13 protein-coding genes are annotated in these 14729 nt (G+C 39.2%); all 13 read right to left on the bottom strand.

Annotated features, from left to right (window positions below):
* Positions 1-40: 40 nt before the first annotated feature.
* The 13 genes from DS2_RS15915 to DS2_RS15855 all read right to left on the bottom strand — a co-directional run bounded on the left by DS2_RS15915 (position 41) and on the right by DS2_RS15855 (position 14615).
* The gene (locus DS2_RS15915) at positions 41-1432 is read right to left on the bottom strand and encodes a hypothetical protein (protein WP_035015866.1); all 1392 of its coding nucleotides are present in this window, start codon (positions 1430-1432) and stop codon (positions 41-43) included.
* Positions 1433-1620: 188 nt separating this feature from the next.
* Positions 1621-1836 (bottom strand): hypothetical protein, encoded by a 216-nt coding sequence (locus DS2_RS15910; RefSeq protein WP_035015865.1) that lies wholly within the window; start codon positions 1834-1836, stop codon positions 1621-1623.
* A 533-nt stretch (positions 1837-2369) separates the two neighbouring features.
* Positions 2370-3443 (bottom strand): extracellular solute-binding protein, encoded by a 1074-nt coding sequence (locus DS2_RS15905; protein ID WP_035015863.1) that lies wholly within the window; start codon positions 3441-3443, stop codon positions 2370-2372.
* Positions 3440-4210: a spermidine/putrescine ABC transporter permease PotC gene (gene potC / locus DS2_RS15900; protein WP_035015862.1), complete on the bottom strand. Its 771-nt coding sequence runs from the start codon at positions 4208-4210 to the stop codon at positions 3440-3442. The genes DS2_RS15905 and potC overlap by 4 nt, the downstream gene beginning before the upstream one ends.
* Positions 4197-5084, bottom strand: a complete 888-nt coding sequence (gene potB / locus DS2_RS15895; protein WP_051479942.1) for a spermidine/putrescine ABC transporter permease PotB — start codon at positions 5082-5084, stop codon at positions 4197-4199. Before potB ends, potC begins: the two co-directional genes overlap by 14 nt.
* Entirely contained in the window at positions 5081-6196 is a 1116-nt protein-coding gene (gene potA, locus DS2_RS15890) for a spermidine/putrescine ABC transporter ATP-binding protein PotA (RefSeq protein WP_035015860.1), read from the bottom strand. Before potA ends, potB begins: the two co-directional genes overlap by 4 nt.
* Before the next feature lie 231 nt (positions 6197-6427).
* Positions 6428-6931, bottom strand: a complete 504-nt coding sequence (locus DS2_RS15885) for an outer membrane beta-barrel protein (protein WP_035015858.1) — start codon at positions 6929-6931, stop codon at positions 6428-6430.
* A 229-nt stretch (positions 6932-7160) separates the two neighbouring features.
* Positions 7161-7823 (bottom strand): outer membrane beta-barrel protein, encoded by a 663-nt coding sequence (locus DS2_RS15880; protein WP_160168582.1) that lies wholly within the window; start codon positions 7821-7823, stop codon positions 7161-7163.
* A 52-nt stretch (positions 7824-7875) separates the two neighbouring features.
* Positions 7876-8124: a hypothetical protein gene (locus DS2_RS15875; RefSeq protein WP_035015855.1), complete on the bottom strand. Its 249-nt coding sequence runs from the start codon at positions 8122-8124 to the stop codon at positions 7876-7878.
* Entirely contained in the window at positions 8121-8864 is a 744-nt protein-coding gene (locus DS2_RS15870) for a hypothetical protein (RefSeq protein WP_035015853.1), read from the bottom strand. The genes DS2_RS15875 and DS2_RS15870 overlap by 4 nt, the downstream gene beginning before the upstream one ends.
* A gap of 112 nt (positions 8865-8976) precedes the next feature.
* Entirely contained in the window at positions 8977-9618 is a 642-nt protein-coding gene (locus DS2_RS15865) for a response regulator transcription factor (RefSeq protein ID WP_035015851.1), read from the bottom strand.
* A gap of 2 nt (positions 9619-9620) precedes the next feature.
* Positions 9621-11477 (bottom strand): ATP-binding protein, encoded by a 1857-nt coding sequence (locus DS2_RS15860; RefSeq protein WP_035015850.1) that lies wholly within the window; start codon positions 11475-11477, stop codon positions 9621-9623.
* A gap of 3 nt (positions 11478-11480) precedes the next feature.
* Positions 11481-14615 carry a TonB-dependent receptor gene (locus DS2_RS15855; protein ID WP_035015848.1) on the bottom strand — a complete coding sequence of 1045 codons (3135 nt, stop codon included), beginning with the start codon at positions 14613-14615 and terminating at the stop codon, positions 11481-11483.
* Between the last annotated feature and the right edge of the window lie 114 nt (positions 14616-14729).

The following is a 14729-nucleotide window of genomic DNA, read 5'->3' as shown; positions in this document are numbered from 1 at the left end:
AAGAAATAGTTGCTTTTTGCAGCAAATTTGTCGATGAAATTTAGTTATCGTCGTCATTTAAAAAGTCAGCAAGTGAATCAAAATAAACTGGGTTGCTGTAGTCGGTGTCACCAGCTGATTTTGGCCAAAAGACGATAGCCTTGGCATTGTCGCCTGTAGGGGCTGTGTTGCAGTCCGTTGGTTGCACTAAATCCGTTGTTTGTACCAATCTGCTTCCATCTGTCGTTCGCCAATAATACGAACTTGTGTCCGTCTCTTTAGTGTAGCCTAGAGCTTGCCAAAATTCGTCTTGTCCAGTGTCTGTCGTTTGAAATTGTCTGATTGCCTCTGATGAACAACCAATAGGTCGAAAATCTAGTTTTACGCTGTTTTGCCCAATTAACTCTATTGATGCTGAATCGTCAGATTTAATTTGATTCGGGTAAAGGTTGGATACTTTGAGCTGATATTTGCTGTTGTGCGGGTTAATCCAACCACTCGCGAACACTTTTTTACTCTTATAAGAAATCCATGTTGGCACTGCGGTTGTGTACTGATCTTCATATTCCCAACTCAAGTCGAAACTCGTGGCAATTTGACTATTGTTGTCAGTTATAACGGTTTGATTGTGCTCACTATGATTGCCAAGTGCGTATTGACCAACAATAGATATATCTTGTGTATCAGTTATTAAACTCAAACTTTTTATATCTAATATTGTTGATAAGCTTGTGAGTGCTAATTGTTGGGTCGTTTCTTTTGCTAGCCTTAATCCTCCACTTGCTTGAATATCGGCACTACAGTTGTTAATAACATATTCGAGTTTATTGTTATATGGTGCTGACAGATCCCATTGGCCTTTAATTTGCACCGTGCCGTAGTTGTCGCATGCTAACGCAACGTCTAAATTTAATTTCGGTAGCGTTTGGTTTTGCTCACAAACAGTTAAATCAATATCTTCTGTTTGGCTTGAACCCCAAACACCATAATCGTATTGAAATGATGAATGTAAGTTTTTAAAAGCACACTGCAATTCAATTCCTGTTACCTCTGATGGTGGAATGCTCCACCAATCATTTGCCGTGTTAAATGGTAATTCTGTTTGGCTTGCTGTGTTGCGTTGGTCGGTTAAATAATCGTTTGCCTGAGTGTTGTTATCTGCAGTTATCAATTTATCTGCTTGTTGTTTAACCGCTATATTTGCTGCGCTATAGACTAATTGATGCAGGCTTCTAAGTGTTATTTGTTGCTCAAACAAGCTGAAGGTTTGTTGCATTGTTTGTTTATCAACGTTAGCTAATGCCGCATCTTCAATGTTTTTCAGTGCTAGTTGTTGGCTAGACCTTTGTGTATTAGCTGGTGTCTCGGTTTCAATTGAAGTGTCTGATCCACAACCAGAAGTAATCAGTGCAATTAGGCTTGCCGCAATAGTTGAAATTAATCCTTTAGTCATTATTTATTCTTTATTTTGTTAAATGTAGACAAAATTATCTTGAGTTGAATTGATTCTGTCAAGTTTGAGAAGGTGGAGCTAACCTCGGATGTTTAAATGCTTGTTAGTGGTTGGTTTGAATTGGGTGAGTTTTGTTGGGGTGTTCAGCCCAGTTTTCTGGGCTGAAATAAACCGTTAGTAAAATCAATTTACTGCTGTTTTGCTTTAATTTTGCCTTTTACACATTCTTTAACTTGGGCTTTTATCGCTTCTTTGTCAGACATGTCACTGCCTGCTGCTTTTAATTCAGCACGGCATTCTTTTGATAATGCTTGACGCTCTTCTTTGCTAATTTTTTCACCAGCGAAAGCTGTTTGACTAAATAAAGCAGTTAACACGATTAAACTAGAAATTACTTTTTTCATTAGATTTACCTATTTGTGTGGTATTAAAAATCTAACCAGAATTGATGTGATCGCGCTTGGTTATTGGTGCGATTTATACCACTGAAATTGGTGGTTGCATATTGGGGTAGGAGTGGGTTTACATATAATTTACAAACGCTGCAAGGTTTGTGGCAGAGAAGGTCACGCTGATTAGGCTATTTTTCGCAAAATCGCTTCAAGGTCATCCTGACCCGCTCTCAAACGGTATCCCTACCGATTGGAAGTTTTGCGAAAAACAATCCTAATCATCTCTCCCGACAGCTTTATTGCTTTACTCATTTTAAGAAAACTAAAACCAATGCAGCGACTCAACAGCCGAGAAGGTGAATGGGTGTGTTGCGAACAAAACTTCACAAGATAGGGATATATTGTGCGAGCGAGCTAGGGACAGCCTTGAAGCGTTTTTGTGAGTAATACCCCATTTAGCTTCGACCCACAGAGCACCCAGTAGCAGCGATAAAATAAAAGGTGGCTCAGGTTAAACCCTCAGCCACCTTGTAGAAAACCGAGTATTAAACACCCGCTTTTAATTTTTCCCAGTATTTTTCAAATACTAAAATCGATTCACCTAAATCTTTGTGAATACGACCTTTTTGAATATCTTCAGCATCAGGGAAGATGATCTTATTGTTACGCAACTCAGGTGCTAATAGCTCCATAGCTGCTTTGTTTGGTGCAGCATAACCTAACTCTTCAATAGCGGCTTTTGCACTTTCTGCACGTAACATAAAGTCGATAAATTTATGTGCGTTTTCAACATTTGCCGCACCTTTAGGAATAACAAAGCTGTCAACCCACACTATTGCACCTTCAGACGGGTAAATAAACTCAATGCTCGGCATTTCTTGTTGCGCCATATAAGCTTCACCATTCCACATAACACCAATATTCACGTTACCTTGAATTAACGGTGTTTTTGGTGAATCAGAGTTGATCATTTTTACACCTGACCACAACGACTGTAACGCCATGTAAGCTGCTTCAATTTCAGCTTCGTTGGTGGTGTTGTCATCAAAACCTTTAACCGCTAAACCAACACCCATAATGTCACGCACGTCGTCCATTAACATTAATTCGCCAGCGACTTCAGGACGCCATAAATCTTGCCAGCTAGTAATTAACGCTGGGTCGATTACTTCACTGTTTACAGCAATAGCTGTGCTGCCCCATAAATAAGGAATGCTGAATTGATTATTTGGGTCATAATCTTTGTTCAACATGTTTTCATCTAAGTTTGCATAGTTGCTTAACTTAGCTGTTTGAATTGGCTGTAATAAACCTTCTTCACGCATTTTTTCCACGTAAAAAGTAGAAGGCACAGCGATGTCGTAACCTTCACCCTTTAACAACTTGATTTTGGCATACATAGCTTCGTTGCTTTCGTATGTAGCATACTCAACTTCAATGCCTGTTTCCTCGGTAAATTGAGCCAATACATCTGCCGGAATGTATTCAGTCCAGTTGTAAATAACCACTTTTTCTTGTGGTTTAGCTTTAGCAGCTGCAGTTTGTTCAGAAGCCGGTTTTTCAGAGCAAGCTGTTGCACCGATAACTGCTGCCATCATTACTGAAAGTAATTTTTTCATTGGGTTTTATCCTTACGAATAAGTAGTTGAGAAATAATGACAATAGTCAGTGACACCACCAACAGTAGCGTTGAAATGGCGTTAACTTCGGGTGAGACACCCACTTTTACCATGGAATACACCTTTAACGGCAATATTTCATAGCCCGGCCCTGTGACAAATGCGCTGACTATCACATCGTCTAGCGACAGGGTAAAACTTAGCAACCAACCAGAAATCACCGCAGGTAAAATTAATGGCAGGATAATTTCAATAAATATACGCAGCTCGCTTGCGCCTAAATCTTTGGCTGCATTGAGCATGCGCATATCAAATTCTTTAAGGCGCGCGTACACAGCTACAATGACAAAAGGTAGGCAAAAGGTAATATGCGCGATGACCAGCGAGATAAAACCTAAAGTGATACCTAAGCTGATAAAGACAATTAACAGTGCAATCGCCATAACTATTTCAGGCGTTAACATGGCGACAAACACCATAGACGACAATAATGCTTTGCCTTTAAATTGATACCTATGCAAAGCAACCGCGGCTAAGGTGCCAATAACAGTTGCGGCTGTCGCTGCAATAACTGACACGGTTAATGAATTTAGCGCTGCTTGAATAAGCCCATCGTTATTAAATAGTTTTGTATACCAGCTGGTAGTAAAGCCACCCCACTTAATCCCGTATTTAGATTGGTTAAATGAGTTGATCACCAAAACAAACATAGGTAGATAAATTAGGCTTAAAATGAGCGCGATATACAATTTGCTAAAAATTCGCATCACCTAAACCTCCTTGTTTGTTGGCAAACTTCGCCGCTCTAAAATACAGCCACAACATAAAGGCCAATAACAACATAAGTAATACGCTAAAGGCAGAGCCGAATGGCCAATCGCGCGTATTTAAAAACTGGGTTTTAATTACGTTGCCGAGCAATAAATTTTTCGCCCCACCCAATAAATCAGCTATGTAGTACATGCCCATAGAAGGCAATAACACCATTAGACAGCCCGCGACTATGCCAGGCATAGTCAGTGGAATAGTGATGTGCCAAAACCTTTGCCAAGCATTTGCACCTAAATCTTGAGCAGCTAACTGTAACTTGCTGTCGAGTTTTTCTAATGATGAAAACAGTGGCAACACCATAAAGGGCAGCAAGATATAACACAGGCCAATTATCACAGCGCCTTGGGTGTACATAAGTTGCAAAGGTTTATCAATCGCATCAAGTGCTAATAAAGCTTTGTTGATTAACCCTTGTTTGCCCAAAATAAATTGAATGGCATAAGTGCGCACTAGAGAATTGGTCCAAAACGGTACTATCATTAAAAACAGTGCTATGGCTTGCAAACGTTTATCTAACTTACTGATTGCTAAAGCAAACGGATAGGCTATTAACAAACAGCAGATAGTCGCCAGTACCGACATAGTCAGTGAGTCGAGAAACACTTGTAGATACAGAGGATCAAAAGCTTTTTGGTAGTTGGCGATATTAACTGGTAGTGCGACTGTGTTTTGTGGATCACGGGTTAAAAAACTGGTGATCATCACCAATACACTTGGAAAAAACACAAACAGGGTTAACCATAAACTGGCTAAACCAATAGCTAAGCATTTAAAGATGCCGCAGTTGAAGGTGAAGTTATTCAGCTTCATGCTGCAACTTCACTTTTTTCAGCTGGCATAACTACTTCCCAACCGGGCACCCATTTTAACGCGACTTTTTGATTTGGCCTGTAATCAAATGATGGATCATCTTCGTTGAAAAACTCACTGGCAAGTACCTCTATACCTGAGCCTAAACGAATTAATGAATCTAGGGTTTTGCCTTTGTAGTTACGCTCAACCACAGTGCCGACTAGGTACTGACTAGCATGAAAATCGTCAATATATTCAACACGTAAATCTTCTGGGCGCAACAACACATGCACCTTATCACCGGCTGTGAAGTTGTGCTGTGCTTTTAATGTCCATTGCAAACCTTCAACTTTAACATCGTAAGTGTGGTCACCATCAACACTAACAATTTCACCATCGAGCTGATTAATCTCACCAATAAAGCGCGCGACAAACAGGTTGGCTGGGTTTTCGTAAATTTGTCTAGGTGTCCCAAGTTGCTGCACTTTGCCTTGATGCATAACTAAAATGCGATCAGACATAGATAAAGCTTCTTCTTGGTCGTGTGTTACATAAATAAAAGTAATACCGAGTTTGCGTTGTAAACGCTTAAGCTCTAACTGCATTTGTTGACGCAATTTATAATCGAGTGCAGATAAAGATTCGTCTAATAACAACACCTTAGGTTGATTAACCACTGCACGGGCAATAGCTACACGTTGCTGCTGACCGCCAGATAGTTGAGCTGGTTTTCTATCCGCCAAATGGGCGAGTTGTACCATTTCTAATGCTTCAAGCACACGTGGTTTAATTTGTTTTTTCTCCACACCTTGCATACGCAAACCAAATGCAACATTGTCGAATACCGTCATATGCGGGAATAGTGCGTAACTTTGAAATACAGTATTGATTGGGCGTTTTTCGGCAGGCACTTGGCTGATATCATTACCGAGCAATACTATACTGCCCGCATCAGGCATTTCCATGCCGGCGATCATGTTCAAAATAGTGGTTTTGCCACAACCAGACGGGCCTAATAAAGTAAAAAATTCACCATCAAAAATAGTTAAATCGAAGCCAGACAGGATCGAGTGCCCAGCGTAAGACTTTTCCAGCCCACGCAGCTGTAATAAAGCAACTGAATCGTTCAACCGCTAAATCTCCAAAATGTAAATACAAACAAAGTGTTAATTGGAAGCTAAAGTGGAGGGCCAGAGAAATGCAGAAGGGCTGATTTTGCACACGTTAGCGAAGCGAAATTTATCGCAATTTTTGCAAAATACAAATAAAAAATTGCATAAAAATGGAAATTTTTTGGCTGTCGATTAGGTGGAGCATTAGCGCAGCTGTGCCGCGCTATAAATTATAATTTTGCAGTGGTTTTAGAAACCGAACTTAATACCAGCACTGACCAGATCTGCATCGTCAACTCTTTCTAAACTCAATTCAAAAGCCATAGTATCGTTGGCTTTAAAACCAATGCCTGCACCATAGGCAAATTCATCTTTATTCTCGCTGTGGTCATTTAAGCTTAGTTTGTAACTGCCAAAGCTAGGTGCTGCGTATAAATAAATACCGCTGTTGTATTCGTATTGGCCGCGTATAGTCAATACATAATACTGATCAACCGCAAACTCAAAGCTACCCCAATAGGTGTCTATGTTGTCGTTATCAATGCCAAAGCCAAATCTGAGGCTAGGTATAAACTTGAACTGCTCCGAAGTGTTGTATTTATAGCCAAGTTCAAGGTTGAGTGTTTTTACATTAACATCTCCAATACCTACGTCTTCATTAAAAGATGCATAGTTGACTCCACCCACCCAATTTGCGCTCGCACCAATGCTAGTGAATGACAACGCAAGTGCCAAAAGAGATTTTTTAAACATGATTTCCTTTACCTTTATTTTGTGTGTAATTTTATGGACGTTAATTCGGTATGGAGTTTAATCACCAGAGCTTTTGGCAGCAATCATATGAATACGTATTCAACAAGTTACTTTTACCAGTTAATGCGATAGCTGAATATCGCAGAATTTTGTTTTAGCTGTCGTTCAGGTTGATAAAAAAAGCCTTTATGTTTGCCATGCTCGGTTAAAGCAAAGTGGTCGCTTGTTGCTATATAGGTTTCTTGATGTTGAAGTGTGAAAATAAGAGCTGGTGCGATTGCGATAGGGTATAGGCTAATTGGGAGAAAAGTTGCGTGCGTGTAACCTTGTTGAGAGGTTTTTGGTTTGAGTCGTATAAATTAAAAAAATCGACACTTAGGTTAGATTTTATTGAATAGGCATAGTCTACCGAAAGTTCGAGTTGCAGATGTTGAGTTAAATTATACTGAAAACCAAGCCCGAGCATTGCATAATTGAACTGATAATTTTCGTTTAAGCCAGATATTTCACCCACGCTTTTAATATCTCGTTGGTGTTGGTTATGGCTCATACCAATAGATGCAAAATATGGCAGGTATGTATAACGTACTGCTACTGCAAATTCTTGTTGCTGATATTGAGTGTGGCTGTTAATCGCCAAACCATTTTGGCTAAAACCTTGGTAATTCAGTTTGGTGTTTTGTTGGGTTATTTTTCCTGATATTAGCCAGTTACCCGGTATTACATAACCCCAGTCTAAGCCCAAACCAGTAAACTGGCCTTGTTCAGTATTTAAGGTCTTTTGGTTATCTTTTTCGGAAAACCGGCTGTTGGTTAGGGATGCACTTAAACCTAGGTAATTATTGGTTTTGGCTAATAATTGAGTTGGTAGATAGAGGAATGAAATCAACAAAAAAGAGCTAATAATCGATAGCTCTTTTGAGATTGACGGAGCATTAAACGGCTTAATAAAGTTCGCTCCAGCTTAATGTTTCGCTGCTGTCGATAGTGCCATCAGCATTCGTATCTAACTCAATTAATACGTTTGTCTCTGACTGTGCGGTTAACCAAAGTATAGAGCTTTGCCCTGTAATTTTTAACTTGCCAGAGTAAGGATTAATGGATTGATTTTCAAACAAATTGAATTTTGTAACTGTATCTAAATGTACTTTGCCATCAAGAGTTGAGTCAGCAACTTCCCCTGTGGTACTCATTGTACTAACGGTCGTATTAAATCTAAATTGGTTACAGTGGTAAAATCGGCCAATACCTGTTCTATTCCACTATCAATCGAAGTGACACTGAATTGATTTGTGGTCATTTTTGAGCTATATCCTTGGCTTTGCTGGTTAAGTTCCAATACAAATTCTCCGTTTGCAACAGCATTTGCACCGCTTTCAGACATAGTAAATTGGTCAAATGATATTTGAATCTTTGTATTAAAATCACCCGACCCTATAAAAAAATTTTGAGATGAGTCAGACAGAAAGGTCATGGTCATTAAACCCGAACTTGTTCCAAAACCTTGGTTGCAGTTACTCATCTTCGTTGTGATGTAGTCGCCTTTCGTTATTTTGTAGGGAGAGGCTATTGATGCTTCAATGTCCATTGAGCCTGATAATCTGCACGTTAATGTGTCTGATCTTTTTATGCCTGAGACAAAGTCACTATTTTGCTGCTCAAATGCTGTTTTTGTTAAGTGAATAATATTGTTAGTGTTAACAAAGCTTTGATAGTTAACTTTTTTACTTTGCTTGACCGCTGTTACTATGTCAGCAAACTCTGATGCCAAGCTATCAAATACAATAGCTGCGCTTGCTGAAGCGACCTCCGCTGAGTTAGAGCTGGTTATTTTGACTGACTGGTAATTGTTTATTGAAGTGGCGGAATTTCCTGAGCTTCCACATGCTGTTAGAGTTGAAATAATAGCTGAAACTAATAGCGCCTTTTTCATAAAAATCCTTGTTGTATTAAATTTAACGAGACTATTTTTGCACTCCCAAAATGTTTAATCAAGGCAAACATGTGATCTAAATGTGGTGTGGTTGCGTTTATTCTGTTATTTATCAACTCATAGCTATTTCATTGCAACTAATTAACCCTGCTTCTAAAGCTATTTTGAGCATAGAGAATTGATTTCTCAACTTGAGTTTTTGCATTATGTTGGCGCGATGCACATGCGCGGTTTTAGGCATCATGTCTAGCTGGCTGGCAACTTGTTTTGGGTTGAAGCCGCGGGCAAAACATATAAAAGCTTCAAATTCTCGCTCGGTTAGGCTAGTTAGCTGAGTTGGGCGTTGTTGACTGGATATTTCTAATTTGTTTTGGATGTCGGCGCTTAAATAATTATCGCCATTGGCAACCGATTCAATTGCATCAATTAAAGTAGCCGCGGCAACACGTTTAGATAAATAACCAGCAACTCCTGCGGCTAGTGCATCACTTATATATGGGTTGTAGTCGTACATGCTCACCATAATAAATTGGCAGTTTGGCATTTTAGCACTGAGCTGTTTAACTAAATTAATGCCATTACCATCAGGTAGTGAAATATCCACAATGCAAATATCAGCTGGTGTTTTCGGCAATTGTGCTAAGGCGCTATGAAAGTCGATAAAGCCTGCAATTACCTTATAACCCTCGCTGGTTAATAATCGACTGAAGCCATCTAAAACCAATTGGTGATCTTCCACTATCGCGATATTCATGTTCAGTTGTTCCCTTTTACTAAATCAAAATGGACAATAATTTGGGTGCCTTGGCTGTTACTACTGATGTCGCAACTACCTTGCAAACTAGCTACTCGGTCCTTTATGCCCTCTAGGCCAAAACCCGCTGATTGATTATCTAGGTTGAATCCAACACCGTCATCGCGAATTTGCAAATGTAGTTGGTTATTTTCCAAACAGATAAATACTTGCACTCGTTTGGCGTTGGCGTATTTAATACAGTTGTTGATGGCCTCTTGCACTATGCGAAATACCGCTATTTGATATTTCTCAGCTAGTTGATTGATATCGCCAACCACATTTGGGCAATATTGCACATTCTGTTTGTGAAGTCGGCCTGCAAAATAATTGCCTTCAATGGTTTTATGCAAACCTAAGTCGTCAAGCACTCGAGGGCGCAACCAATGCATGAGTTGATAAACTGACTGATAAATTTTATCTGCGCTGCTGTTTAGCTCTTTTACTTGCTCGGGTTGGATTAATCCACGTTTGTATTGTCTGTCCATAATTTCTAGTTCCGTTTTTAGTGCGATTAAACTTTGACCAACTTCGTCATGTAATTCTTGCGATAATTGTTTGCGCTCTTGCTCTTGTACTGCAACTACTTTGCCAGCCAGTTTTGCATTGCTTCTTGCGAGTTTTTTTAAGTCTTCACTGTGTTGCAATAGTTGTGAGTGTTTATGGGTTAGGACATTGGTTACACGTTTGTGTTCTGTGATAACCGCTCCGATAAACAAACCTGTTAGGTTAACCGCCAACAAATAAAACTGCGCGTTTTGTAAAACTTCAGGCGCTTGTTGGTAGGTGCTAACTAAGATAAGCACATTGGCTAAGCTGGTGGTAACAACTGCGCCCACCCAAGCATAACGATAGCTAAACCAAATTATGGGTAAAAACGACAAACAATATAAAAAGCTGACTAAGTTAGGTTGCAATTTGTAGATAATACTAGAGGCAACAACTAGGCTAGCTACAACCAAGAGGGGTACTTTTATTGATTGAAAATTAACGTATTTAAGCGCACTTTTATTGGTACGCCATAACTGCACAAGATAGATAACTAAAAAACTGCTTGGGGTAATTAACAAAATAGCCACTAATCCACCCACGACTGCGGATAAATAAAAGCCTAAAGTAACTATTTCTACATTGTAATTGTCCCAAAAAACGTATTTAGCTGCGTCTATACAGCGATAGTTAATTACGAATAGAAAAAATACTAATAAACCACGCACCGACCATAACCAATTGTGCGCTATTATTCTGCGACCTATATACATGGGTAGATAGATGAATACAAAGTTATTGACTAAGTTGTAAAGTAACGAATACCAAGGCCAATATTCACCTTGGTAAAAATAATGTACTTGTTGGTAGCCTGCCCAAGTACCAAGATAAACGGCAAACCAGTATCTATATGGCAATAAAAGTAGTGCAATAAATTGTAAACCGGTTGGAAAAAACCAAGTAATTTTGTGTTCAAAGCTAAACCAATTTTTGGCAAAAAAATACAGTAGGTAAAAGCTTGCTGTGTACAGCACACAAACCACAATTTGTTTAATGACTGCTGTTAAGGTGTATTTCGATAATAAGTTTTGTTTTAGTGTCGCGAGTTTATGCAGTAATTTTTGCTGCTGAGGCCAAAATACACGCGGCATAATCCAATAACAGAGTATTGCGTAACAGGGTTGAGTTAAAAAAGAGATTATTTCTAAGTGAGGCCGCAGAGTATGGTAAAATACTCTACCCTGCAATGTTTCAACTACTCCAATAATTATCATCAACCAACAAGTTGAGATAAGCAGTTTTCTGGTAACGGCTTGTTTATTGGCTAACATAGTTTAAAACCTATAACTTAGGCCAATTTGCATTTGCCAAACGGATGCGTTGAGGTCGGCATAAAACCATGAGTTGTCACTAAATCCATAATAAGGTTTACGATAAACATATCGCCCTTGCTCATCTACATTAAATGCAACTAATGGCCTGTCGGAATCTCCTCTATTCTTTATTTTGCCCCAATCAGAGTTGAAAAAATTAAGTAGATTTTTGATAGTCAGATAAACTTCAGCTAGGTGGTTGCTGCTAAAGGCTGGCAGTTGCTGGCGAAAATTTAAATCTAAATAACTTTGCCACGGCGCAAAATGTTGGTTTTTAGCTGTGTAGCCGCCAGCATATTGCTCAAGATTAAATTGCTGCATGTATTCAGCTAACTCAGCATAATTCAAGTCTTGATAAACAACATTGGCATCGTTTTTTGTTGGAATATAGGCTAGGTAACTTGAGTAATACGACAGATCATTTTGGTCGCCAAAGTCTGTTGAATAGTAACTTTCTAACGTCCAGCTATATGGCGTGCCGCTGCGGCGTTCAAACTGTAAGCTAAGTTCGCTGGCATAGTGTTTTAACCAGTTAAATTGATAGGTTAGATTAACCGCGAATTTATGTTTAACTTGATATGTGCTGGTACCAACAGATGGATTATTACGGTTGATCGTTGCCGCCGTTGTATAGTTGTAGCCTGCGGTTGAGCCGTAACCTGGTTGAATTTCATCAATGTTTTGATTGGCATATTGTATAGACAGTTTTATTTTATCCATCCAGTTCGCTTGGCTAGATAAACTCCATATCTGGCTATGGGTATTTTGCACTGAATTTGTCAGCACAATATCGTATCTACTGGTGTGTTCGCCGGTTAATGGATCTAAAGTTTGATACAAAATTCGACCACCATCTTGAGTGGTTTTTACCGAGCCATCCGTATTTGTTTGGGGTGTGCGGATCAATTCTTGCCAAATAACATCATGGCGATTTTGTTGGTAGAGAAACTCTAGTTGATGTTGCCAATTCGCACCTAACCAAGTGTTTTGTGGTGTGTATTGGTAAGTTGCTGAACTTTTTACGCTGTAAGGTAATTTAAAGTTAGGTGATAGTGAATTTGTGTAGCCATCCGCTTGCTGTAAGCTGGCTTTTACTTGGTTAGGTACTTGTAAATTGACATCGGTTAGATAAATTTCGCTATCGACACTTGCTGGATCAAATTGGGTATAAGTGATGCCATCGTTGCTGAAATTATTTGCCAGCCAAACCAAAGGTTGGCCACCACTAAAATAACCTGCGCCTAAACTCAATTTGTGTTGAGGGTTAATTTGCCAAATGAGTTGAACACGCGGTAATAACACGTCAAGGCCATCAAGTGTGTGGTTGTTATTAAAGCCAAATCTTTGGACAAATTTTTGGTTTAATTTGGGTGCATTCGCCATATACATTTTTTGATAACGCAAACCCAATTCTACATTGAGTGCTTGGTTTATTTGCAAGTTATCGGCCAAGAATAAACTGAGGGTATCTAGTTTTATATCCACTGCCGCATCTGCTGGATTGTTAGTATAAGCATTGGCATAGCTAAATTTGCTCGCTTGCTGATTAGCAAAATGTTCAATCGAATTAAACTGCCAACTCCCTTTAGAATTTGGCGCAAATAAGTTTTTAGTTTGCTGTTGCTGCCATTCGATACCAGCTAACAATGAGTGTTCAAACCACTGGTAGTCAAAACTAAATTGGCTAATAAATGTTTGATTGGATAATTGATTAGCATGGCGATAAATGTCTGAGCCAAAAGAAACTGCTGCAGTTGGGCGGTTATTATTTATTTGGCTATAAACGGTAACATCAGCAAAATCTGATAAGGATTTCTGCTCTGTGGTGACATCTTTATAAGCTAGTTTAAATTCACTGCTTAAATTATCTGACCAGTCAGCATGCCAGTAACTGGTGGCTGATTTGAGCGTTTCAATTTTATCGTACCAGTGGCTGCTTAAATACAAATCACTTGCGCTCCAACCTGAATTGCGGGTTAAGTTGCCTTCGTTATATTGTAACGTTGTGGATAGTTTATGTTGTTGGTTGGCAAACCAATCAAGTTTGATAAGCCATTTTTCATCTTGTTCTTGCGGTTGTGAGTGCCAATCACCAATATCTATCTGGTAGGTATTTAATGCAATTTGCTGAATTTTTTGTACATCTTCGAGTGTTATATCTGCATTGTTTGCGCCATATGCTCCTGTGGGTGCCCAAGTTGCAGTTTTTGGGCTATTAAAAGCCTCAAAAGCGACAAAGTAATATAATTGCTCGGACAATGAGCCACTGAAATCAAACCCAAAAAATGTGTGGGCGAAATCATCTAATTCAGCTTTGCTGCCATTGTCTTTAATTAATTTACCTGATAATTGTTCATTGCCATATTGATAAAATACCCCTGCAGAAAAGTCTTCAGCGCCTGATTTGGTGGTGACATTAATATCACCGCCAGTGAAATTATTAAAATGTACATCAAATGGTGCAGGGCTGACGCTGACATTGGCCAGTGCTGCAAATGGTATTGGCAATCTTTGGGTTGGGTAGCCGTTAGAATTTAAACCAAAATTGTCATTTTGCGCTAAACCATCAACCGAGAACTGATTCATGTTAGGATGTTGCCCTGCAATAGACAAAGGCGCATCTGCCCCAAGTTGTTTAATAACATAAGCAGACTGATTTAATGCTTGTTTAATATCGCGATTAAATACACTTAAATTGTGTAGCTGCTGAGCATTAAATTGGTTTGGATTGGTTGTTTGCCGGCCCACTACTTGAATGACTTCTTTCTTGTTAGAAGGGGCTATGGTTAACCACTTATCCTGATTAAGTTCTAGGGTAAAACTTTCTTCGAAGATTACATGCTGTTGGTTGCGTACGGTCAGTTGATATTCTTGCCCCGCAGCTAGGTTGTTAAAGCTGAAAACTTGTTGGCCATTAACATTTTTTTGTAATTTAAGCTGTTGCTGTGAGTTAGTTAATATCAGCTCACATGGGCAATTGGCATCATCAACTACACCACGCAGTTGGCTAGTAATGTTATTTGTTAGGGCCAGGTTGCTATATAAAATGCATACAATAGATAGGGCAATAAAATGCAGGCGCGAAGAGTACGTCATAAATCCCTTTTGCTTTGAATTTTATTAAAATATGTCCGGTAGTTGGTGCAGGATTATAAATGTTAAAAACACTATATCCAACACAATAGAGCTAAATCAATATAAATAGCGATA

This window comes from Catenovulum agarivorans DS-2 (assembly GCF_000568405.1).
Lineage (GTDB): Bacteria > Pseudomonadota > Gammaproteobacteria > Enterobacterales > Alteromonadaceae > Catenovulum > Catenovulum agarivorans_A.
The sequence above is the reverse complement of the archived record's forward strand: the minus strand, read 5'-3'. Positions and strand labels throughout refer to the sequence as shown.